Raw genomic sequence first — 21,292 nt, forward strand, 5'->3', positions numbered from 1 at the left:
TCGGGAGCACGCCTCGGGTGGCGCGTATGACAGGCGACACATAGGGATTTCAGGCGCGAAGCGAAAGCGGAATGTTCCGCTGGCGGTTCGAAGTCACCTCCGTCGAGCTTCGGTTCGGCTGCTGATTGAGGGTTGGAACGAGTCTGGAACGAATCGGCGACGAATCGCTGACTCGCCCGGATTCAGGTTTTGTTCACGGCTAGATCTGGAGTTTTGGCTGATGATCCTTACCACATGCTGAATCACGGAATTGGCCCGTTTCATGCTAGGCGAGAGCCGCCGTTAACTTTCGCTGGCAAAGCCGTGTGGCAGCCCGCCTTGCTTCATCCAAGCTTATGAAATTGTTGAACTTTCTTAATAGAAATTAACAGTTTGATAGGCGATTGCAACTGCTCTCGTTAACATTGCGGCCAAACATGGAACGAAAGGGCGACGAATCGGCGATGTCGGGATTTTCCCTGTTTGTTCACGACAAGATGTAGTGTTGCGCACAGGTTTTCCACCGACAATGCACAGCTTATCCAGGCAGTTTTGCACAATACCCGCTGCCGCCATTAACCTTTGCGTGCCGGATTGGAACAGCAGGCCGACAGCCGTCATCGGACGGCGTCACGGACATCCGAAGCGGATGGCGAACGAGCCCTCCTTCAATCGGCACCGGGAAGCCGGCAGCCCGGCGAGACCTCAGGCGAAGTACTGGCCGCCATTGGCGGTGATGGTCGATCCCGTGATGAAGCCGGCGTCCTCGGAGGCGAGGAAGACGACGCAGCGCGCGATCTCCTCCGGCTCGCCGAGGCGCCCGACCGGGATTAGCGGGATGATGCGTTCGTTGAGCACCTTCTCATCGATCGCCCGGACCATTTCGGTGGCGATATAGCCTGGGCAGATGATGTTGACGGTGATGCCCGCGCGGGCTCCTTCCTGGGCCAGAGCCTTCGAGAAACCGATGTCGCCGGCCTTGGCCGCGGAGTAGTTGACCTGCCCGGCCTGGCCCTTCTGGCCATTGATGGAGGAGATGGTGATGACGCGGCCGAACTTGCGGTCGCGCATGCCGCTCCACAGCGGATGCGTCATGTTGAAAACGCCGGAGAGATTGGTGTCGATGACCTCCTTCCACTGCTCACGCGTCAGCTTGTGGAACATGGCGTCGCGCGTGATGCCGGCATTGTTGACCAGCACCGCGACCGGGCCCAGATCGGCCTCGACCTGCTTGATGCCGGCGGCGCAGGCGTCGTAGTCGGCGACCGACCATTTGTAGGTCTTGATGCCGGTTGTGGCCGTGAACTTGCTCGCCGCCTCATCATTGCCGGCGTAGTTGGCGGCAACCGAATAGCCGGCTTCCTTCAGCGCCATCGATATTGCCGCGCCGATGCCGCGCGATCCGCCCGTGACGATTGCAACCTTGGTCATGCGCTCCCTCCCTTTGGTTGGGAGAGTGAACAGGGAGTAGCGAATGACGAGCAGGGATCAGATATCCCATTGCGCCGACGCCGTTCTTCCCTATTCGCTACTCCCCATTCACTTCTCTTTTAGAGCGCTTCGACGCACATGGCGACGCCCATGCCGCCGCCGATGCACAGGGTGGAGAGACCCTTCTTGGCACCTCTTCGGCGCATCTCGTGGACCAGCGTGTTGAAAATGCGCGCGCCAGAGGCGCCGATCGGATGACCGATGGCGATGGCGCCACCATTGACGTTGACGATCGAGGGATCCCAGCCCATGTCCTTGTTGACCGCGCAGGCCTGCGCGGCGAAAGCCTCGTTGGCCTCGATCAGGTCGAGATCGCCGACCGACCAGCCGGCCTTTTCCAGCGCTTTTCGCGAGGCGGGAATCGGACCGGTGCCCATGATCGCCGGGTCAACGCCCGCGGTCGCCCAGGAGACGATGCGCGCCAGCGGGGTGATGCCCCGCCTGGCAGCTTCCGCTTCGCTCATCAAAAGCGCGCCGGCGGCGCCGTCGTTGATGCCGGAGGCATTGGCGGCGGTCACAGTGCCGTCCTTGTCGAAGGCCGGCTTCAGTTTGGTCATGGCATCCAGCGTCGCGCCATGGCGGATGTATTCGTCCTGGTCGACAATTGTATCGCCCTTCTTGCCCTTGATGGTGAAGGCGACGATCTCGTCCTTGAACCGGCCGGCCTTCTGCGCGGCCTCGGCCTTGTTCTGCGAGGCCAGCGCGAACTGGTCCTGGTCCTCGCGGGTGATCTGGAACTGGCGGGCGACGTTCTCGGCCGTGTTGCCCATGTGATAGCCATTAAAGGCATCCCACAGTCCATCCTTGATCATGGTGTCGATCATCTTGTAGTCGCCCATCTTGACGCCAGCGCGCAGATGCTGGGCGTGCGGCGACATCGACATCGATTCCTGGCCGCCGGCGACAACCACCTTGGCATCGCCGGTGGCGATCTGCTGCATGCCGAGCGCGATGGCGCGCAGGCCCGAGCCGCACACCTGGTTGAGGCCCCAGGCGGTGGTCTCCCTGGGCAGCCCGGCGAGGATTGAAGCTTGGCGGGCGGGGTTCTGCCCTTGGGCCGCGGTCAGCACCTGGCCAAGAATGACCTCGTCGACTTCGGCCGCCTCGACGCCGGCGCGCGACAACAATTCCCTTACGACGACGGCGCCAAGCTCGTGAGCCGGGGTGGCGGCGAAAGCGCCGTTGAAGGAACCGACCGGTGTGCGCGCCGCGCTGGCGACGACGATGGCATTGGAAGCGGGCATTCTGTTCTCCAAACTTCAAGCTGATGTTCTGTCATTGAAGACTTTTCTTGCCCTTTCCCAACCCCGAGTCAAACCGGAAATCGGCAGGGCACCCATGCGTCGCAAGCAAGCTGCGCATGGCCGCGACATCAAGCTGTCCGCTGCTGCGCAGCATATTTCACCGGCCATGCAGCGATAATTAATCCCGCACTGCACAAACTGCTTGGAATTGTGACGCTTTTGCGCATATCCTTTGAACGGGCGCAATCGTTACCGGCGGCTTACTCAGGCGCGCCGGTGTCCGGGGAGGATGCAGATGGCTGCGAAAGACGATCCGATCGTCATCAAGAAATATGCCAATCGCCGGCTCTACAACACCGGCACCAGCACCTATGTGACGCTCGAGGACCTGGCCGAAATGGTCAAGAAGGGCGAAGAGTTCACGGTGCAGGACGCCAAGACCGGCGACGACATCACGCATCCGGTTCTGACCCAGATCATCTTCGAATTGGAGAACAAGGACGGGCAGAACATGCTGCCGATCCCGTTCCTGCGCCAGTTGATCGCCTTCTACGGCGACCAGATGCAGATGATCGTGCCGAGCTTCCTCGAACAGTCGATGATCGCCTTCTCCAAGGAACAGGAGCGCTTCCGCGAGCAGATGAAGGGCGCCATCGGCAAGTCACCACTCGACATGATGAAGATGGCCACGCCGATCAAGGCGCTGGAGGAGCAGACGCGCCGCAACATGGAAATGTTCCAGAATGCCATGCGGCTGTTCACGCCTTTCCCGCCGGCAGGCTCGGCACCTGCGGCGGCCCCCGCCGAACCGGCCAGGAAGGAAACGCCGGAAAAACCCGACGATCTGCAGCAGTTGAAGGACCAGATCGCGGCCATGCAGCGCAAGCTCGACACCATGTCGTGAGCGCGCAGCGCTTTTCTTCCGATCCTACGGCAATAATCCCTCATAGCGACCGCGCGGCCTGATGCTGCCGCCGCTCATTGCCTGTTCGACCATGTGGGCGGCCCAGCCAACGCTGCGCCCAAGCGCGAACAGCTGGAACGGCGCATCGCGCGGCAGGTCGAGGCTGCGCGTCAGAACGGCCAGGGCAAAGTCGACGTTCGGGCGGGCGCCGGTCGCGGCAATGGCGGCGATTTCCAGCGATCGCAATGTTCTGTCGGTGTTGTCGATGGCCGCCAAAAGCGCCGTGGCGCGGGGATCGCCTTCGGGATAGAGCGGATGGCCGAACGCTGGCAAAGGCCTGTCATGGCCGAGCCAGCGCCGGATCGCCGCATCGGCGCCGTGCCGCGCCGCATCGTCCGCGAGTTGCATCACCGCCTCGCCGGCGCCACCGTGCCGCGGACCGGAAAGTGTCGCCAGACCCGCGAGCAGGCAGGCGGCGGGCGAGGCTCCGGTCGAGGCCGCGACGCGCGCCGCGAAGGTCGATGCGTTGAGTTCGTGATCGGCAAGCAGCACAAGGGCGCGCCGGATAGCCTGCGCCCCGCCTTCATCCACCGACCAGCCTCGCGCCAACCGCATGTGCACCGGATCTGATCCCGCCGAGGCGCCAAGAGCGCCGGCCAGCACGCCGATCGCGCGCGCGGCGTCGGCGCACAGCGAGGCGGCGCCGCGCCCTAGTGAAGGCCGCCCCTGGCCGGCGAGCATGGCAAGTTGCATGAAGGCCGGGGCTCGGCCGAGTTGTTGGGATTGATCCGAGGCCGGAGCCTCGAAACCCACCGGCTCAGGCAGGGCCCACAGCACGGCGGCGGTCTCTTCGAGCGTGGCATGTTCGGACAGCGCAACGGCGTCGCGGCCCCGATAGACAAGGTGGCCGTGCGAAACGGTCGAGATCGAGGTGACGAGCGAGGGTTCGCCCCAGGCGATGGCGCTTTCGGCGATGGCCGATGGGCTGCGTCCGCGCTCTCTTCGCATCATCAGGGCCGCGATATCGTCGGCGCGATATTGGCTGCGGCGTGGATCGGCACTGTCCGGGCGCATGCCGATGCGCCCGCGACTGACATAGGCGTAGAGCGTCTGCGGCCGCACCTTGAGCCGTTCCAGCGCCTCGTCCCGCGGCAGCCATTCGGACATGTCGGTCCCATATTGATTATGTTGATCAAGATTGATGCGCGTGTTGCCCATCCTTATCCTTAGTGTCGGAAAAGCTCAAGGAGACAAAGCCATGGCGAACGGGCTCGATGATGTGGTGGCGGCGGAAACGGTGCTGTCCGACGTGGATGGGCTGGGCGGCCGCTTGACGATCCGGGGGTACTCCCTGCCGGAACTGGCCGGGCGATGGAACTATCCGCAGGTCGTTCGCCTGCTTCTCGACGGCTTCTTCTACGACCTTCCCGGAGACGCGGAACTGGCCGCGAGACTGGGCCAGGCGCGCGTCGAGGTGTTCGACCGGCTCTTGTCTTGCCTGCCCCTGCTGGCGCCGCTCGACGTCTATAGCGCCATGCGTGCCGGCATGGCGTTGCTGCCTGACGGCGAGACGCTGACGGACGCGCTTGGGCTGATCGCGGCGCCCGCCGTGCTGACGCCGGCGCTGTTGCGCCTGCGGCGCGGCGAGCAGCCGGTCGCGCCGGATGGGAGGGCCGATCATGCCGCCGATATGCTGAGGATGCTCGACGGTTCCGTGCCGACGCCGGCTCTGGCAAGGGCACTCGACACTTACCTCGTGACCGTCTGCGACCACGGCCTCAATGCCTCGACCTTCGCCACGCGCATCGTCGCCTCGACGCAGGCCGGGCTGACATCGTCGGTGCTGGCTGGCCTCGGCGCGCTTAAGGGGCCGCTGCATGGCGGCGCGCCCGGCCCTGTCATCGAGATGCTCGACGCCATCCAGGCGCATGGCGACGCCGCCGGCTGGCTGCGCGGCGAGATCGCGCGTGGTGAACGCATCATGGGCTTCGGCCACCGCATCTACCGCGTGCGCGATCCGCGCGCCGATGTGCTGAAGGCGGTGGTGCGGCAGCTCGGCGGCGAGGGCGAGACCGGTCGCCGGCTGGCCTTCGCCGAGACAGTCGAACAGACGGCGCTCCATGTGCTTCGGATTGCCAAGCCGCAGCGCTCGCTGCAGACCAATGTCGAGTTCTACACCGCGCTGGTGTTGGAAGCGGCGGGTTTTCCCAGCCAAGCCTTCAGCAATGTCTTCGCGGCCGGGCGCGTCGCCGGTTGGGTCGCGCATGCGCGCGAGCAGCAGACGACGGGACGGCTGATCCGGCCGCTGTCGCGCTATGTCGGACCGATGCCGGACCTCGTCGCCTGAGCATCAAACCTGTTTGGAAGATACACCGCGCCCTCCGCCACAAGGCGGAGGGTGTTTCCGCATGATCGAAATTTCATGCGATCACGCGACCGTGCTCGTGTTCTTGCCTTGGTGTGTCCTTATATGCTGCACTGCAACATAGGTCTGCCGTGACGGTGACGTCCCGATTCCCGGGCACGCAATAAGTCAGGCACCGGGATCGACAGGAACGCATGACGAAGAACGGCAAGGCGGAGGAAGTAAAGAAGATCAACATCGCGCTTCAGGGCGGCGGTTCCCACGGGGCTTTTTCCTGGGGCGTGCTCGACCGGCTTCTGGAGGATGGCCGGCTGGAGATCGCAGCGGTGTCCGGCACAAGCGCGGGCGCGATGAACGCGGTGGCGCTGGCCGACGGCTTCGTTCGCGGCGGCGTCGAAGGCGCGCGCAAGAAGCTCGACGACTTCTGGCATGCGGTGGCGGCGAAGGGCCGGTTCAGCCCGGTGCAGCGCATGCCGTGGGACGTCGCCTGGGGCAATTGGTCGATCGAGAACACGCCGGGTTATGTCTTCTTCGACACCATGTCGCGCGTGTTCTCGCCCTATGTCGCCAACCCGCTCGGCCTCAATCCGCTGCGCGACGTGGTCGCGCAGGGGATCGATTTCGACAATGTACGCGCCTGCAAGTCGATGGAACTGTTCATCTCGGCCACCAATGTCGAGACAGGGCAGTTGCGGGTGTTTTCCGATGGCGAGATCGACCTCGACACAGTGATGGCCTCGGCCTGCCTGCCGCAACTGTTCCGCGCCGTCGAGATCAAGGGCGTGCCCTATTGGGATGGCGGTTATGGCGGCAATCCGGCGCTCTATCCGTTCTTCAAGACGGCTGCCACCGAGGACGTGCTTTTGGTGCAGATCAATCCGGTCGTGCGCGAGGGAACGCCCAAAAGCGCCAATGAGATCCAGAACCGCATCGACGAGATCACCTTCAACGCCGGGCTGCTGCGCGAATTCCGTTCGAGCGCCTTCGTCAAGGAACTGATCGCCGCCGGCCGCCTGCCGCGGGGCGAGTACCGGGACATCCGCATGCACCGCATCGACGCCGATGAGGCCTTCAAGGACCTGTCGGCATCATCGAAGGTCAATGCCGAATGGGCATTCCTGGCCTATCTGCGCGATCTTGGCCGCACCGCCGCCAGCGACTGGCTGGAGGAGAACTACGATGCCGTCGGCAAGCGGCCGACGCTCGACCTCTCCGGCGAGCTCGACGACGGCTTCAAGCCGGTGCGGGGTCCGGCACCTGGCCGACGGGTGAAGGAATTCCTGGCCGCGCGCAAGAACCCCGAAGCGGAGCGTCGCCGGGCCTGAACCCGCATCCGTCACACGGGCGTGATCTGCCGCGCGGTGCCAGCAAGTTCCTTCCGGCGCCAGCAACAACCATCGCGTGTGAGGCGCGCATCATCATGCTGACGCCTGCTGCCAGTGTCGTGCGGGCGCCGCTGTTGGGCGCCCTCCCTCGACCGTATCCGGAACGGTGACTGTGGGCGAGGAATACTGCCACGAACAGCACCAGCAGGCGTTTTGTTCGAGGCTATATCATGTCTCAAGCCTAGACGGCGGAACGCGATGGAGCAGACGCATCGAGGCGACCCGTCCTCGCTCCTGGAGCATCCGGCTTGACCAGGGAACGACGATCTGGATCAGAGTTGAACGGTCCGTTCTTCAAACAATTCCAGTGTGTTGCGTGAAATGTCGCACGCCGGGATGGTCCGTCAGGCCGAGGTTATCATCGTGCTCGAAACCCGCGTGGGGTTGAAAATCGCCTCGCGCCGGCGTCGTGCCTCCGAGAGCAGACGCAGGCCCGGCGGCACCGGGCCTTCAACGGCCGATCATCGGTCGCCAACGAGCCCCGCTAAAGCCGCACCCTATTTTGGGCAAAAAAATGCTTCGCGACGGCTATACTCTGTCCAGCTTCGCAATGCTGCTGCAACTTTCCGACTATATTGCGTTGCAAACTTGATGTAGAAGCGCGCTTCGCCGATCACGGCAATTTGAACACGGCCTGGCGCGCACCCATATCGGCGACGCGCTCCTCGAGGAGGACGCAGTCCCGGCCAAACCCCGCAGTGGAAAAAACGACGATGCCGAAAATCAGGTTTCACAAGCTTGCTGCCATTGTTGTGCTCATCGGTTTCGCCGCCTGGATGGCGACGGGCGAGTTTTCATCCGTTGGCAGTGCCGCCGCCGACGCCCAGAGGGCGGCAGAGGCCGAAAAGGCCAAGACGCCGGAGGCCGGCAAGCCGAACACGGCGCAAGCCGAGCCGAAAGCCGCGCCGCGCACCGTCGCGGTGGTGACGCCGCCGCGCAAGACCTATGCGCGCGCTATCCGCATTTCGGGGTTGACCGAGGCCGACAAGCGGGCGGTGCTGGCAACGCGCGTCGCCGGTGTCATCGACAAACTGCCGGTCAGCCAAGGCCAGCACGTCAAGACGGGCGATCTGGTTCTGATGCTGGCGGCCGAAGAGAAAATCTCGAATGTCGACAACGCCAAGCAGTTGCTGGCGCAACGCAAGGCCGAGCTCGACGCCGCCGAACGGCTGGCCAAGACCGGCAATCTGCCGAAGCTGCAGCTCGACACGGCGCGCTCGAATTTGACCTCGGCGCAATCGATGCTGGAGACCGCGCAGGCTGAGCTCGACCGCAACGAGGTCAAGGCGCCGTTCGACGGCGTCATCGACAGGGTGCCGGTGGAACTCGGCAGCTCGGTCATGCAAGGCGGCGAGGTGGCGACCATCCTCAAGCTCGATCCGGTGATCGCCCGCGGCGAAATCAGCGAACGCGACCTGCGCTACATCAAGATCGGCGAAGAGGCCAATGTGCGCCTGGTCAACGACCAGAAGGTCACCGGCACCGTGCGGTATATCAGCCGCGACGCCTCCTCCCAGACCCGCACCTTCCGTGTCGAAGTGGCGATCCCAAATGCGGATGGCAGCATCCCCGCCGGTATGACGGCCGAGATCACGCTCAGCGCCGAGCCGACCGACGCGGTTCTGCTGCCGCGTTCGGTGGTGACGCTGGGTGACAAGGGCGATCTCGGCATCCGCGCCGTCGGCAGCGACGACAAGGTGGCCTTCTACCCGATCGACCTGGTGGACGACACGCCGAACGGTCTCGTGCTCGGCGGAATTCCGAAAGATGCGCGCATCATTGTCGCCGGCCAGGAACTGGTGAAGGAAGGCGATATCGTCAAGCCCGTCGAGGCCGACCAGGCGACCATCAACAAGCTGATCGGCGAAGCCACCGCCGGTACGCAGTAGCGCAAAGCCCGGCGTCGGGATCTCCGGCGCCTCCCGCCAGTTCGCCGCTTCCGAAGAAACAGCAGGCATCAAGTCATGGATATCGTCAGACTCGCAATCCACAACGCCCGCCTCACAATATCCGCCCTGCTGTTCCTGCTGGCGGCGGGCTGGGTCGCCTATCAGTCGACGCCCAAGGAAGCGGAACCCGACGTTCCGATCCCGATGATGTATATCAGCCTGATCTACCAGGGCATTTCGCCGGAGGATTCGGAACGCCTTCTCCTGCGGCCGATGGAAAGCAAGCTGAAGAGCCTGAAGGGCCTCAAGGAGATGCGCTCGGCCGCCTTCCAGGGCGGCGGCTACGTGCTTGTCGAGTTCCAGCCGCAGACCAATCTGGCCACGGCGCTCCAGGACACGCGCAGCAAGGTGCAGGACGCCAAGGCCGACCTGCCGCAGGCGGCCGAGGAGCCGACGGTCAACGAGGTCAACGTTTCCGAGTTTCCGGTCCTCGTCGTCACTCTGTCGGGCGACGTGCCGGAGCGCGTGCTGACGGCGGCTGCGCGCGAACTGCGCGACCGTATCGAAGAGGTACCGGGCGTGCTGGAAGGCTCGCTGCAGGGCGCGCGCGACGATCTGGTCGAAGTGGTCATCGATCCGGTGAAGCTGTCCTCCTACGGGCTGCAGCTCGACCAGCTGATGCAAGGCGTCGGCGCCTCCAACAGCCTGGTCGCCGCCGGCAATCTCGAAGGCTCGGAAGGCAAATACGCGGTCAAGGTGCCGTCGCTGATCGAGACGCCCGAGGACGTGGCCAACCTGCCGGTCGTCGCCACACCCAACGCCGTGGTGCAGGCCAAGGACATCGCCACCATACGCTCGACCTTCAAGGACGCCGAGACGGTCACTCGCCTCGACGGCAAGCCGGCCATCGCCATCGAGGTGAAGAAGCGCATCGGCGCCAACCTGATCGACACGCTGAACCATGTCAGGGAGGTGTCCGACACCTTCATCAAGACGATGCCCGAAGGCATGCATGTCACCTACACGCAGGACAAGTCGGTCTTCGTCAACCAGCTCTTGGGTGACCTCCAGAACCACGTCATGATCGCCGTGATCCTGGTGTTCATCGTCATTCTCTACGCGCTGTCGGGCCGCGCCTCGCTGCTCATCGGGCTGGCCATACCATCGTCCTTCCTGATCGGCATATTGCTGCTTGCCATGATGGGCTACACGATCAACATGATCGTGCTGTTCAGCCTCATCCTGGCTGTCGGCATGCTGGTCGACGACGCCATCATCGTCACCGAGTTCGCCGAGCGGCGCATGAGCGAAGGCATGCCGAAGGCGGATGCCTTCGCGCTCGCCGCCAAGCGCATGGCCGGCCCGGTTATCGCGGCGACGATGACGCGCATCGCCGCGTTCTCGCCGCTGCTGTTCTGGCCCGGCATCATCGGCGACTTCATGAAATACATGCCGATCACGCTGATCGTCACGCTGTCGGCCTCGATGCTCTATGCGCTGGTGTTCGCGCCGACGCTGGGCGCGATCTTCGCCAAGGCGCCGAAGCATCACGAGGACGACAACCGCGACGGCTGGTACATGGCCATCGTCAAGCAGGCGGTGCGCTTCCCGATCACCGTCCTGGTGCTCACCGTGGCGCTGCTGTTCGGCGTCGGCTACGCCTATTCGAAATACGGCGCCGGCGTCGAGTTCTTCCCCAGCGTCGAGCCGGACTACGGCCTGCTCTACGTGCATGCGCGCGGCAATCTTTCGCTGGCCGAGATGGATGCCGCCACCAGGACGGCGGAGAACAGGCTGCTCGGCTGGCCGGGCGTGAAATCGGTCTATACACGCGCCGGCAAGACTCAGGGCGGCGGCCAGGACATTCCCGAGGACGTCGTCGGCGTGATCCAGTACGAATTCGTCGACTGGCGCGAGCGCAAGTCCGCCAACCAGATCCTCAGCGACCTGCGCGGCGTCATGGCCGGCATTCCCGGCGTCGATGTCGAGGTGCGCGTGCCGGAGGCAGGTCCGCCGACCGGCAAGCCGATCCAGATCAGGCTTTCGGCCGCCGATCCCAAGGGGCTCGACGACAAGGCGCGCGCGGTGGCGGCGCGGATCGCCAAGGTGCCCAACGTCATCGACATTTCGGACGGCCTGCCGCCGCCCGGCGTCGACTGGGCGCTCGAGGTCGACCGCGCCAAGGCCGCCCAATACGGCATCAGCCCGACCTCGGTCGGCACCGTGGTGCAGCTGGTGACCAACGGCTTGAAGCTGTCGGAATACCGGCCGGCGGGCGCCGACGATGCCGTCGACATCCGCCTGCGCCTTCCGGAAGACCGGCGCACGCTGTCGACGCTCGACGAACTCAGGGTGCAGACGTCGCAAGGATCGGTGCCGATCTCGAATTTCGTCGTGCGCAAGCCCGAGCCGACGGTCGGCATCCTCAACCGCATCGACGGCGCGCGCACCGTGGTGGTGCAGGCCAATGTCGCCGCCGGCGCGCAGGTCGCCGCCGTACAGGAGCAGGTGACCAAGGCGGTCTCGGACATGGATCTCGGCAGCGGCATACGCTGGAAGCTCGCCGGCTCCAACGAGGACAGCGCGGAAGCGAGCGCCTTCCTCAGCAAGGCCTTCGGCGCGGCGATCTTCCTGATCTTCCTGGTGCTGCTGGCGCAGTTCAACAAGTTCACCAGCGTCTGGCTGGTGCTGTCCTGCGTGGTCATGGCAACGATCGGCGTGTTCCTGGGCCTGCTTCTGACAGGCGAGGCGTTCGGCATCGTCATGTCGGGCATCGGCGTCATCGCGCTGGCCGGCGTGGTGGTCAACAACAACATCGTGCTGATCGACACCTATGACCGGCTGCGCGAGGAGGGTTGGGACAAGATGGAAGCTGTGCTGCAGACCTGCCGCGAGCGTGCTCGCCCTGTGGTGCTGACGGCGGTTTCGGCTATCCTCGGCGTGCTGCCGATCGCCTTCGGCCTCGGTCTCGAGATCTTCCATCATGAGACGACGATCAACGCGCCTTCGACGCAGTGGTGGATTTCGCTGTCGTCGGCGATCGTGTTCGGCCTGTCCTTCGCCACCGTGCTGACGCTGGTGGTGACGCCGTCGATGCTGATGGTGTTCACCCGCGCCAAGGTCAAGCCCGGCGCGCGGCGAGGGTGGTTCAGCCGGCTGTTGCGACGCGGCAAGCGAGAGATCTCGCCGCAGGAGCCAGCGGCCGATGGCGACGCCGAGCCGGCAGTCGCCTTCCCGAAGGCCGCCGAATAGAGCGGTTTCGCAAGGCAGGTCAAAAGGCCGCCCGGGAACTACCGGGCGGCCTTTTGCATTGTTCCCTCGGATTCAACCAGACGGCGAGGGCTCTAAAATGACGATCAGCACGATTCTCATCATCATCCTGATCCTGATCCTGATCGGCGCGGTGCCGGCATGGCCGCATTCGCGCTCCTGGGGCTACGGGCCGTCGGGCATCGTCGGCGTCGTCCTCGTCGTGGTGCTTATCCTGCTTCTGATGGGCCGGATCTGACTGGCAACGATTTGCGGCCGAGCCCGCCGTTCCCGTCTTTTCGGCACGCTCGGCAATCACGCTGCTTGGTGCCAGGCCGGCGCGACGGCGACGCCGATATCCTGCAAGGCTTCGTGCACCGCCTGGTTCAGAGGGGTGTGCGGGATTTCACCGATGATCTCGTTCAGCCGCGCCGAGGCCAGCCGGTGCGCTTCGAAGCGCAGATAGGACATCGAGACGATCTCGCGCCACATCGCCACGAACGGGCTGCCGGCGCGCAGCACCCACCAGGGCATGAAGCTGAGTTTCAGCTTGCGTCCGAGCGCCTTTTCGGCGGCCGTCTTGATCTCGATGTCGGTGACGGCATGGCCCGGAAAATTCAGCGCCTCGTAAGAGCCGAGCTTGTCGAGGTTGCGCGTCAGCGCGACGAAACCGACAGCGAAATCCGGCAGATAGGCCCATTCATGCACCAGATCGGCCGGGCCGGGCGCAGTGTAGATGCCCTTGCTCATCTTGGCGGCCACGACGAGGTCGAACCAGGAGCCGTTGCCGGTGCCGCCGAAGAAATCGCCGGCGCGCAGAATGATCGTGCGCACCCGACCCGCCTCAGCTTCACGGCGGAACAGCGCCTCCATGGCGCAGCGGATCCGCCCTTTCTCGGTTGTCGGGTGGAACGGCGTGTCTTCCGTGATCACCGCCGGCATCGGCGAGCCATAATTGTAGATGGTGCCGGGGAAGAGATGCAGCGTGCCGTTGGCGCGGCAGGCGGCCATGACATTCTCGGCCATCGGCAGGCACTTGCCCCAGTCGGTGTAGATCGGGTTCAGGCCGTTGAAAATGATGTCGACGCCCTGCGTGGCGCGGATCAGAGACTCGCCGTCCAGCGCATCGCCGGCGACGGCCGTCGCGCCTGCAAGCTCAGCCGGCACCTTGCCGGTGCGGGTGATGGCGCGGACATCATAGCCCGCATCGATGAAGGCCTTGGCGACCACGCGGCCGAGCCGGCCATTGGCGCCGAGGATTGCAATCTTGGTCATTCTTCGTCTCCTGTTTGCTGTGAAGCGACGGGACAAGCCCACCGCCTTGGGGATATCTCGGCGTCTGTTCAGCGGTTGCCGAAGAGGTCGCGGTTGCTGCCCTGGACGACCGGCTTCCGGATGATTGCATTCGACTTCTCGATCGATGTGGTGATCGTCTTGTCTTTGCTGGCGACAGGCGTCTGGCTGGCATTGTTCGAGCCGAACTTGTCGCTGCTTGCGAAAGCGGCGTTGGCGGCGATGAGGAGGGCAGCGGCGGTGAGTGCAATCTTGGTCATTTGGGTTACTCCTGGTTGGCTTGTTGCAGGGCGTATCGATGTTTGCAGGCCGAATATGATTGCCTCACCAATGAATTGAAATTGACCATGTGTGCAGTTCTGATATTCAGTTGTGAATGGCTGATATCGACTGGAACCTGATCAAGAGCTTCGTCACGGTCGCTGAGACCGGCAGCCTGTCGGCCGCGGCGAGAAAGCTATCGGCAAGCCAGCCGACGCTTGGCCGCCACATCTCGGAACTAGAACAAGCGCTCGGCGTCATCCTGTTCCGGCGCGGGCGAAGCGGCTACGCGCTGACCGAGGCCGGGGCCACTCTCTTCGCGCGCGGCAAGGCGGTGAGCGAGCAGGCGAGCGCTTTTTCACGGCTGGCGCTGGGTTCGGTCGAAGCGATCGAAGGGACGGTGCGCATCGCCGCCAGCGAGGTGGTGGCGGCCTATGTGCTGCCCGACATGATGGCGCGGCTCGGCATCGAGGAGCCCGGCATCGAGGTCGAGATCGTCGCTTCCAACCAGGTCGAGAACCTGCTGCGCCGGGATGCCGACATCGCCATCCGCATGGTCAAGCCGACACAGAACGAGTTGGTGGCGCGCAAGGTCTGCGATATCGCGCTCTGCGCCTGTGCTTCCCTAGCCTATCTCGACCGGTGCGGCCACCCGCGCGAGCCGGCCGACCTGCTCGACCACGCGCTGATCGGCTTCGACCGGAGCGACGAGATGATCCGAGGCTTTACGCATTTCGGCATACCGGTCACCCGGAACAGTTTTCGCTTCCGGGCCGACAACCAGATCGTGCTTTGGGAGGCGGTGCGGGCGGGAAACGGCATCGGCCTCGGCCAGGAGCCGCTGGCCGAGCGGGACCCCCTGGTGGAGAAGGTGCTGCCGGGCCTGCCGCTGCCCAGCTTGCCGGTGTGGCTGGCCATGCATCGCGACGTGCGCACCAGCGTGCGCATCCGACGCGTGGCGGATTTCCTCCACGAGGAACTGAAACGCTATTCGGCCGGCGCCGCGTCGGGAGCGAATTCGGCGCGGTGAGCCAATCCGGCCATCAGCAGGACGACGATCAGCAGGCCCGACATGGCGATGAAGATCGGGCCGAAGCTGGAATGCTCGGCGACAAAGCCGATCGCGGAGGGCGCCACGAGGATGCCGGAATAGCCCATAGTGGTGACCACGCTCATGCCGGTGCCCGACGACATGCCTTCCTGGTTGCCGCCGGCCGAAAAGATGATCGGCACCATATTGGCGATGCCGAAGCCGCACAGAGCGAAGGCGGAGATGGCAAGCCACGGTGAGGGCGACAGGCCTGCGATCAGCATGCCGGCGGCAGCGATGATCGCCGAACCGCGCAACGTCGTCACGGCCCCGAAACGATTGCGCACGCCATCGCCGAAGAAACGCATGATCGCCATGACGCCGGAAAAGGCGGCATAGGCGAGGCCGGCAATGGCGAGATCGGCGCCAAGTTCCTGCCTGAGATAAAGCGCTGCCCAGTCGAGTACGGCGCCTTCAGAGACCATCGTCAGCAGCGCCATCAGGCCCACGAGGTAGACCAGCGGGTTTCCCGGCAAGCTGAATTTATGATGCTCGGCAGCCTGCGGCCTGCCCTCGGCGACGATATAGGGCACCGCCGCCGCGATCGCCGCTAAGGCAAGCGCCGTCACGACCGCGGCGTGGGCGAGGTGGCCGTAGTTCTGGATGGCAAAGCCGCCAAGGGCACCGCCGGCGAAACCGCCGAGGCTCCAGAAGCCATGCGAGGAGGACATGATCGCGCGCGACAGCCGCCGCTCGACCACCACCGCATTGGCGTTCATGGCGACATCCATGCCGCCGATGGAGCCGCCAAAGATGAACATGGCGACGGCAGCCAGCGGCACGTTGGGCGCCAGCGCCACGACCAGCAGGCCGAGGCTGCCGCAGAGGCCAAACCAGCGCAGCACGGTGCGCGAGCCGTGTTTCGAAATCAGGTGACCGCACCAGGTCATGGCGGTGACGGCGCCGGCGCCGAACAGCAGGATCAAAAGCCCCAGAGTGAACTTGGAAATGTCCAGGCGGGTCAGGAACACCGGGATCTGCGGCGCCCAGCTGCCGGTCAGGAAGCCGTTGGCGAGGAAGATGGCCGCCACGGCCCAGCGGCCGCGAATGGCGGTCTGCATTGCATTCGACGCGTTCATAGGCGAATCCGGTCAGAAAGTGGCTTTGCGCGGCAAATTAGATCGATTCAATTTTCAGTCAAGCGCTGCGCTCGGGAAGCATTTGGGCCAAACGAACGCCTAGGGTAATCGAGGACGTGAGAGACCACCTAGTGGTCTCTGGGTCGCCTGGCCTCGAATTCGGCTTTCTTGGCGTCGGAGGTTTCGGTCTGGTGCAGCGCCTGCCATTGCGCGTAAGGCATGCCGTAGACGATCTCGCGCGACTGGTCCTTGCTGAGATCGACGCCTTCGGCTTCCGCGGCCTCGCGATACCAGTTCGACAGGCAGTTGCGGCAGAAGCCGGCGAGGTTCATCAAATCGATGTTCTGCACGTCGCCACGCTCACGCAGATGCGCCACCAGCCGGCGAAAGGCGGCGGCCTCGAAGTCGCGTTTCTGTTCGTCGCTGAGTTCGGTCATCGAAACCTCCTCATAACGGCCCGGTGCGCGAGCCGAACATCTTCACTTGGTGTATATCGGGACGGCGATCGATCGCGTCAACGATCGGCGCCAGACGCTCAGCCCACGAAAGCGCATCCCCGCCGGTCGCGATCAGGTCCTGGCGGATTTCGATCAGCGCGTGGGCATAGCCGTTGACGATGGCGTGCCTGAACATGGTGTCGCCCCGCAGCGCGCCGTCATAGGGCTCGTTGTCGCCGACAACGAGGTTTTTGTCAGCGGCCAACATGTCGATCAGCGGCCGCGCCACGCGGTCGTCGCGGTCCCACAGCACGCCGACATGCCACGGCCGCTGCCTGCCCTGCATGACCGGCGTGAAGGAATGCACGGAGAAGATGAAGGGTGCCTTGCCGGAAGCCTGCGCGACCGAGGCGATCATGGCGCCGACGGCGTCGTGATAGGGCCGGTAGAAGCGGTCAAGCCGCCTTTCGCGCTCCTCCGGGGCGAGGGGATAGTTTCCCGTCACGACCGTGCCGTCATAGAGCTGACGGATCAGCGTCGGATCATCCTCGCCGCGATTGGGATCAATCAGCAGCCGCGAAAAATTGGCGAGCACCGCTGGCACATCGAGCAAGGCAGCGAGTTCGCGCGTCACCGCCTCGACGCCGATGTCATAGGCGATGTGGCGGTCGAACGCCGCCGCCGGCAGGCCAAGGCTGCCATAGTCTTCAGGCAGGTCGCGGCGGGCATGGTCGGCCAACAGCACCATGCCCCGCTTGCGGTCGCCCTCGACGACATCGAAAGGCGCGAAAACTGTGGATCGGGTCATTGGCGGGAAATGGTCTGTTCGCTGGCTTCCGGGGAGGATGCTATCGTCTTTCCACGAAGACGACGCGGGCGCAATGCCGTTGTTTGGCCAAGGTTTCCGCTGAAATCTGGCAAGGGGCGACGGATCGCGCGCCGGGAGCCTTCTTAAATCGATTGGAATTGGACAAAACGGCGCGTTGACATGCGCCCGGACTTTTCCGAAAAGGGGCGCAGAGAGATGCTGATGTGGTTCTTGAGGGGTTTCAGGATGAGTTCCGCCGGCGGGCGGCGCGTGCGCTTCGCCTTCGCCATGCCGCTCCTGACGCTCGCCGTGGGTTTGTCCGCGATGGTTGCGGCCTCGCCCGCCCGCGCTGATTTCCGCGTCTGCAACGCGACGCAAAACCTGGTCGGCGTCGGCATCGGCTATCGTGCCAAGGCCGGCTGGATCACCGAGGGCTGGTGGCACATCGAAGGATCGAGTTGCAAGACGCTGATCGAAGGGCCGCTGTCATCAAGGTTTTACTATCTTTATGCAGAAGACGCCGAACGCGGCGGACGCTGGGACGGCCCGATCAACATGTGCGTGGCTGAAAAAGAGTTCAAGATCGCCGGCGTCACCGATTGCGTCGCCCGGGGCTTCCAGCGCGCCGGATTCCAGGAATACGACACGGGCGAGCAGGCAAGCTGGATGGTCCAGCTAACCGACGACCCCGCAACGGGAGGCGCGCCAGCCGCCCCGGGAACAAACAGTCAATGAGACGCAGCCGCAAGGTCAAGATCCTAGCCACCATCGGTCCGGCCTCCTCTTCCGAGGAAATGCTGAAGAAGCTGTTCGAAGCGGGCGCCGATGTGTTCCGCATCAACATGAGCCATACCGATCACGAGTTGATGCGCACGCTCGTCGGACGCATCCGCGCCGTCGAGGAGACGGTCGGAAGGCCGATCGGCATCCTTGCCGACCTGCAAGGACCCAAGCTGCGCGTCGGCAAGTTCGCCAACGGCAAGGAGGTGCTGACCGTCGGCCAGACCTTCACGCTCGACGACAATCCCGAGCCCGGCACCGCGGCCAGGGTCTATCTGCCGCATCCCGAAATCCTGAGTTCGGTCGAGGCCGGCCACCGGCTGCTGATCGACGACGGAAAGCTGGAGCTGAAAGCGGTGAAGGCCAATGGCAAGGCGATCGTCTGCACCGTCGTTGCCGGCACGACGATTTCCGACAGAAAGGGCGTCAGCCTGCCCGATACCGACCTGCCGGTCGGCGCGCTGACCGAGAAGGACCGCAGGGATCTCGACGCGGTGCTCGCCACCGGCGTCGACTGGATAGCGCTGTCCTTCGTGCAGCGGCCGGAGGACCTGGCCGAAGCGCGCAAGATCGCACGCGGCCGGGCGCTGATCATGGCCAAGATCGAGAAGCCGCAGGCGGTTGCCCGTCTGGCCGAAATCATTGAACTCTCGGACGCGCTGATGGTCGCGCGGGGCGATCTCGGCGTCGAGATGCCGCTGGAAGCCGTGCCCGGGATCCAGAAGCAGATCACGCGCGCAGCGCGCCGCGCCGGCAAGCCGGTGGTGGTCGCCACGCAGATGCTGGAATCGATGATCACCGCGCCCGTGCCGACCCGCGCGGAAGTCTCCGACGTTTCGATCGCCGTCTTCGAAGGCGCCGACGCCATCATGCTTTCGGCCGAATCGGCCGCGGGCGCCTATCCGGTGGAAGCGGTGGCGATGATGAACCGCATCGCCACCAAGGTGGAAACCGATCCGACCTATGCAGGCATCATCAACGCCCAGCGTTCCGAGCCTGAAGCAACCGGCGCCGATGCGATCTCGCTGGCGGCCCGCGAAATCGCCGAGACGCTGAAACTGTCGGCGATCATCACTTACACGGCTTCCGGCACCACGGGCCTGCGCGCCGCGCGCGAGCGCCCGCAGGTGCCGATCGTGGCCCTGTCGCCGATCGTCAACACGGCGCGGCGGCTGTCGCTGCTGTGGGGCACGCACTGCGTCGTCTCCCCCGATGCCACCGATCTCGACGACATGGTCGATCGCGCCTGCCGCATCGCGCTTGAAGAGGAATTCGGCAAGCCCGGCGACCGCGTCATCATCACCGCCGGCGTGCCGCTAAGGACGCCCGGTTCGACCAATATGCTGCGCATCGCCTATGTCGGTTCGGACTTGGGCACCCGATAAGCCCGCCCCAGGGCTTCACCGCGTTGCGATCTTGAGAGCTCTTGTTGCCGCTGCGGCGTGGTCAATGCGCTGAAGGAAGCGACGCGCGCGGGGTATGGGATCTTGCAGATATTGATCCGGTCCCCGCATCTTTCGCCGATTAAGTTCGGCAGTGTCGAGCAGATCGAAATCGACCTTTTCCAGCGTGCAGTGCCAGTCGGCGCTGTGCGAAGCCCATCCTCGTTTGTGGTGTTCCAGAAGCCGTTCGCGGCTGGAATAGCCATGGTAGTCGAAGGCGATCACGCCGTTGGTCACATAGATATGGTTTCCGGAATCGTTCCCGCTTGGAATGATCCGCTCGCCGTAAAATCCGTCCAGGGGAGGATAGCTGAGAAAGACGCCCGCAAGGATGGGGCAGGCGCCGTAACCGAAGAAGATGCGGTCCGGCAGCGTCCAGAATTTTTCGGGATTTTTCTTTATGCCGTGTTTCAGGACGTACATGCCGCTCTGGCCCCGATACCCTTTTTCGACGACCATTTTCGGAAGACGCACATCAGGTCGGCGCCAACTCCGCTTCGGGTTCCTTGAGGTCGGCGCATTTGCCGACGCCATAGGCATCGCCGGCGATCCGCGCTTCCACCGCCCTTGCCATCGCCTCCAGATCCACACTCCTGCCGGCGGCCTTCTCGATGGCGCCAACGACCAGATCAGACGCGATCCAGTCCGGCTTGTGGCCGAGATTGCGCACCCAGACCAGTTCGGCGCTGGCAATGTTGCGCTCGAGGCCGACCGAATGGATATGGGCGTAGACGACCTTGTCTCGATCGCCCGAGATGACCACGGTCGGCGCCTTGATCTCGGCGTAGCGCGGCGCGGCCCCAAGCGCATAGCGGTAGAGGCCGGCGACATCGCTGGCATTTGCGCGGAAGGCCGACGGTCTCAGCACCAGCGGGATCGAGGCCTCGGCGACATAATTGTCCGGCACTTTGTTGGGCGAGAAGACGCAGGTCGTAGCGTCGGCGATCCGCAGCATTCCTGCCGGATAGCTCAGCGTTTCGGAGAACAGCCGGCCGATCACCGGAATGGTGGTCAGGTCGTAGTACCAGGCGGTTGCGCCGCCGGGCCACGGATGGGTTGCCGGTGCCAGGAATACCAGTCCGAGCGTCTTGTCGGCATGCTCGCGGCCGAAGGCGGTCGTCACCGCGCCACCGAAGGAATGGCCGACGATGATAGCCTGCTTCATGCCGAGATGGTCCATCAGCGCGGCGACGGTGTCGGCCTGCGACCACGGATCCTTGTTGTTGCCGGGCCCGCGTCCCGACCAACCGAATCCCGGCCGGTCGAAGAACAGCAATTCGGCGCGCCCTTCGAGCAACGGCCTGAGCGGCAGCATCTGATCCCTGAGATTGGCGCTGGCGCCGTGGATGAAGACAACAGGCGGCAGGTCGGCCTTGGCGTGGCCAGGAACGTGGACATAATGGATGCGCGCGCCATCGATGTCGATGAATTCGCCGACGGCCGGGTTGCGGCGCTCGATCAGCCAGGAGCCGACGCGGGTGATGCCGACAAGGCCAAAGACGAGCGCCAGAAGGAAGGCGAAGACGGCATAGAGCAGGTTCATGTGGGATATACGAGAAGGAATAGGGGAATAGGGGAATAGGGGAATAGGGGAAT

The 21,292-nt window shown here is 64.3% G+C and carries 20 protein-coding genes; 10 read left to right on the plus strand and 10 right to left on the minus strand.

Annotated elements, in window-relative coordinates; all coding sequences use genetic code 11:
- Positions 1–684: 684 nt before the first annotated feature.
- Positions 685–1,410: an acetoacetyl-CoA reductase gene (gene phbB / locus FJ949_RS04400; protein WP_140493339.1), complete on the minus strand. Its 726-nt coding sequence runs from the start codon at positions 1,408–1,410 to the stop codon at positions 685–687.
- 119 nt (positions 1,411–1,529) lie between these two features.
- On the minus strand, positions 1,530–2,714 hold the full coding sequence (locus FJ949_RS04405) for an acetyl-CoA C-acetyltransferase (RefSeq protein WP_140493342.1): 1,185 nt from the start codon (positions 2,712–2,714) through the stop codon (positions 1,530–1,532).
- On the opposite strand from FJ949_RS04405, the gene FJ949_RS04410 reads away from it, so the two are divergent.
- Together FJ949_RS04410 and phaR are read left to right on the plus strand one after the other, a co-directional pair.
- Positions 2,695–2,892: a hypothetical protein gene (locus FJ949_RS04410; protein ID WP_140493345.1), complete on the plus strand. Its 198-nt coding sequence runs from the start codon at positions 2,695–2,697 to the stop codon at positions 2,890–2,892. The genes FJ949_RS04405 and FJ949_RS04410 overlap by 20 nt on opposite strands.
- A 117-nt stretch (positions 2,893–3,009) precedes the next feature.
- Positions 3,010–3,618, plus strand: coding sequence for a polyhydroxyalkanoate synthesis repressor PhaR (gene phaR, locus FJ949_RS04415; RefSeq protein ID WP_140493348.1), 609 nt, complete (start codon positions 3,010–3,012; stop codon positions 3,616–3,618).
- A 24-nt stretch (positions 3,619–3,642) separates the two neighbouring features.
- On the opposite strand, the gene FJ949_RS04420 is transcribed toward phaR, so the two are convergent.
- Positions 3,643–4,785, minus strand: a complete 1,143-nt coding sequence (locus tag FJ949_RS04420) for a citrate synthase (protein WP_140493351.1) — start codon at positions 4,783–4,785, stop codon at positions 3,643–3,645.
- A 91-nt stretch (positions 4,786–4,876) separates the two neighbouring features.
- Between FJ949_RS04420 and FJ949_RS04425 the strand changes: the two genes are divergently transcribed.
- The 5 genes from FJ949_RS04425 to FJ949_RS04445 all read left to right on the plus strand — a co-directional run bounded on the left by FJ949_RS04425 (position 4,877) and on the right by FJ949_RS04445 (position 12,765).
- Entirely contained in the window at positions 4,877–5,965 is a 1,089-nt protein-coding gene (locus FJ949_RS04425; RefSeq protein WP_140493354.1) for a citrate synthase/methylcitrate synthase, read from the plus strand.
- A 212-nt stretch (positions 5,966–6,177) separates the two neighbouring features.
- A complete protein-coding gene (locus FJ949_RS04430; protein WP_140493357.1) occupies positions 6,178–7,308 on the plus strand; it encodes a patatin-like phospholipase family protein in 1,131 nt (376 codons plus the stop codon).
- A 773-nt stretch (positions 7,309–8,081) separates the two neighbouring features.
- Positions 8,082–9,257 carry an efflux RND transporter periplasmic adaptor subunit gene (locus FJ949_RS04435; protein WP_140493360.1) on the plus strand — a complete coding sequence of 392 codons (1,176 nt, stop codon included), beginning with the start codon at positions 8,082–8,084 and terminating at the stop codon, positions 9,255–9,257.
- A 75-nt stretch (positions 9,258–9,332) separates the two neighbouring features.
- Positions 9,333–12,509: an efflux RND transporter permease subunit gene (locus FJ949_RS04440; RefSeq protein ID WP_140493363.1), complete on the plus strand. Its 3,177-nt coding sequence runs from the start codon at positions 9,333–9,335 to the stop codon at positions 12,507–12,509.
- A gap of 97 nt (positions 12,510–12,606) precedes the next feature.
- Positions 12,607–12,765 carry a DUF3309 family protein gene (locus FJ949_RS04445; protein ID WP_140493366.1) on the plus strand — a complete coding sequence of 53 codons (159 nt, stop codon included), beginning with the start codon at positions 12,607–12,609 and terminating at the stop codon, positions 12,763–12,765.
- 56 nt (positions 12,766–12,821) lie between these two features.
- On the opposite strand, the gene FJ949_RS04450 is transcribed toward FJ949_RS04445, so the two are convergent.
- Positions 12,822–13,781 (minus strand): SDR family oxidoreductase, encoded by a 960-nt coding sequence (locus FJ949_RS04450; protein WP_140493369.1) that lies wholly within the window; start codon positions 13,779–13,781, stop codon positions 12,822–12,824.
- 68 nt (positions 13,782–13,849) lie between these two features.
- Positions 13,850–14,059, minus strand: coding sequence for a DUF680 domain-containing protein (locus tag FJ949_RS04455; protein ID WP_140493372.1), 210 nt, complete (start codon positions 14,057–14,059; stop codon positions 13,850–13,852).
- Positions 14,060–14,175: 116 nt separating this feature from the next.
- Here FJ949_RS04455 and FJ949_RS04460 point away from each other — a divergent pair, with 116 nt between their 5' ends.
- Positions 14,176–15,090, plus strand: a complete 915-nt coding sequence (locus FJ949_RS04460) for a LysR family transcriptional regulator (protein WP_140493376.1) — start codon at positions 14,176–14,178, stop codon at positions 15,088–15,090.
- Here the strand turns inward: FJ949_RS04460 and FJ949_RS04465 are convergent.
- The 3 genes from FJ949_RS04465 to FJ949_RS04475 form a co-directional block, all read right to left on the minus strand.
- Entirely contained in the window at positions 15,048–16,229 is a 1,182-nt protein-coding gene (locus FJ949_RS04465; protein WP_140493379.1) for an MFS transporter, read from the minus strand. The two genes, FJ949_RS04460 and FJ949_RS04465, sit on opposite strands and share 43 nt — an antisense overlap.
- Before the next feature lie 128 nt (positions 16,230–16,357).
- On the minus strand, positions 16,358–16,666 hold the full coding sequence (locus FJ949_RS04470) for a DUF1244 domain-containing protein (RefSeq protein WP_140493382.1): 309 nt from the start codon (positions 16,664–16,666) through the stop codon (positions 16,358–16,360).
- A gap of 10 nt (positions 16,667–16,676) precedes the next feature.
- Positions 16,677–17,474 (minus strand): N-formylglutamate amidohydrolase, encoded by a 798-nt coding sequence (locus tag FJ949_RS04475; protein WP_140493385.1) that lies wholly within the window; start codon positions 17,472–17,474, stop codon positions 16,677–16,679.
- Between the two features lie 246 nt (positions 17,475–17,720).
- On the opposite strand from FJ949_RS04475, the gene FJ949_RS04480 reads away from it, so the two are divergent.
- Together FJ949_RS04480 and pyk are read left to right on the plus strand one after the other, a co-directional pair.
- Positions 17,721–18,209: a DUF1036 domain-containing protein gene (locus FJ949_RS04480; RefSeq protein WP_140493388.1), complete on the plus strand. Its 489-nt coding sequence runs from the start codon at positions 17,721–17,723 to the stop codon at positions 18,207–18,209.
- The gene (pyk, locus tag FJ949_RS04485) at positions 18,206–19,639 is read left to right on the plus strand and encodes a pyruvate kinase (RefSeq protein WP_140493391.1); all 1,434 of its coding nucleotides are present in this window, start codon (positions 18,206–18,208) and stop codon (positions 19,637–19,639) included. Before FJ949_RS04480 ends, pyk begins: the two co-directional genes overlap by 4 nt.
- A gap of 15 nt (positions 19,640–19,654) precedes the next feature.
- Here pyk and FJ949_RS04490 read toward each other — a convergent pair whose 3' ends face one another.
- Both FJ949_RS04490 and FJ949_RS04495 read right to left on the minus strand, forming a co-directional pair.
- Complete coding sequence (locus tag FJ949_RS04490) at positions 19,655–20,119, minus strand: hypothetical protein (RefSeq protein ID WP_140493531.1); 465 nt, start codon at positions 20,117–20,119, stop codon at positions 19,655–19,657.
- A 52-nt stretch (positions 20,120–20,171) separates the two neighbouring features.
- Entirely contained in the window at positions 20,172–21,239 is a 1,068-nt protein-coding gene (locus FJ949_RS04495; RefSeq protein ID WP_140493394.1) for an alpha/beta hydrolase, read from the minus strand.
- Positions 21,240–21,292 lie beyond the last annotated feature (53 nt).

It is taken from the genome of Mesorhizobium sp. B2-4-1, assembly GCF_006442185.1.
GTDB lineage: Bacteria > Pseudomonadota > Alphaproteobacteria > Rhizobiales > Rhizobiaceae > Mesorhizobium.

Excerpts from the sequence above, each read along its gene's own strand:
- phbB (WP_140493339.1), bottom strand. The coding sequence starts at position 1,410 with ATGACCAAGGTTGCAATCGTCACGGGCGGATCGCGCGGCATCGGCGCG.
- FJ949_RS04410 (WP_140493345.1), top strand. The coding sequence starts at position 2,695 with ATGGCATTGGAAGCGGGCATTCTGTTCTCCAAACTTCAAGCTGATGTT.
- FJ949_RS04405 (WP_140493342.1), bottom strand. The coding sequence starts at position 2,714 with ATGCCCGCTTCCAATGCCATCGTCGTCGCCAGCGCGGCGCGCACACCG.
- phaR (WP_140493348.1), top strand. The coding sequence starts at position 3,010 with ATGGCTGCGAAAGACGATCCGATCGTCATCAAGAAATATGCCAATCGC.
- FJ949_RS04420 (WP_140493351.1), bottom strand. The coding sequence starts at position 4,785 with ATGTCCGAATGGCTGCCGCGGGACGAGGCGCTGGAACGGCTCAAGGTG.
- FJ949_RS04425 (WP_140493354.1), top strand. The coding sequence starts at position 4,877 with ATGGCGAACGGGCTCGATGATGTGGTGGCGGCGGAAACGGTGCTGTCC.
- FJ949_RS04430 (WP_140493357.1), top strand. The coding sequence starts at position 6,178 with ATGACGAAGAACGGCAAGGCGGAGGAAGTAAAGAAGATCAACATCGCG.
- FJ949_RS04435 (WP_140493360.1), top strand. The coding sequence starts at position 8,082 with ATGCCGAAAATCAGGTTTCACAAGCTTGCTGCCATTGTTGTGCTCATC.
- FJ949_RS04440 (WP_140493363.1), top strand. The coding sequence starts at position 9,333 with ATGGATATCGTCAGACTCGCAATCCACAACGCCCGCCTCACAATATCC.
- FJ949_RS04445 (WP_140493366.1), top strand. The coding sequence starts at position 12,607 with ATGACGATCAGCACGATTCTCATCATCATCCTGATCCTGATCCTGATC.
- FJ949_RS04450 (WP_140493369.1), bottom strand. The coding sequence starts at position 13,781 with ATGACCAAGATTGCAATCCTCGGCGCCAATGGCCGGCTCGGCCGCGTG.
- FJ949_RS04455 (WP_140493372.1), bottom strand. The coding sequence starts at position 14,059 with ATGACCAAGATTGCACTCACCGCCGCTGCCCTCCTCATCGCCGCCAAC.
- FJ949_RS04460 (WP_140493376.1), top strand. The coding sequence starts at position 14,176 with ATGGCTGATATCGACTGGAACCTGATCAAGAGCTTCGTCACGGTCGCT.
- FJ949_RS04465 (WP_140493379.1), bottom strand. The coding sequence starts at position 16,229 with ATGAACGCGTCGAATGCAATGCAGACCGCCATTCGCGGCCGCTGGGCC.
- FJ949_RS04470 (WP_140493382.1), bottom strand. The coding sequence starts at position 16,666 with ATGACCGAACTCAGCGACGAACAGAAACGCGACTTCGAGGCCGCCGCC.
- FJ949_RS04475 (WP_140493385.1), bottom strand. The coding sequence starts at position 17,474 with ATGACCCGATCCACAGTTTTCGCGCCTTTCGATGTCGTCGAGGGCGAC.
- FJ949_RS04480 (WP_140493388.1), top strand. The coding sequence starts at position 17,721 with ATGAGTTCCGCCGGCGGGCGGCGCGTGCGCTTCGCCTTCGCCATGCCG.
- pyk (WP_140493391.1), top strand. The coding sequence starts at position 18,206 with ATGAGACGCAGCCGCAAGGTCAAGATCCTAGCCACCATCGGTCCGGCC.
- FJ949_RS04490 (WP_140493531.1), bottom strand. The coding sequence starts at position 20,119 with ATGTACGTCCTGAAACACGGCATAAAGAAAAATCCCGAAAAATTCTGG.
- FJ949_RS04495 (WP_140493394.1), bottom strand. The coding sequence starts at position 21,239 with ATGAACCTGCTCTATGCCGTCTTCGCCTTCCTTCTGGCGCTCGTCTTT.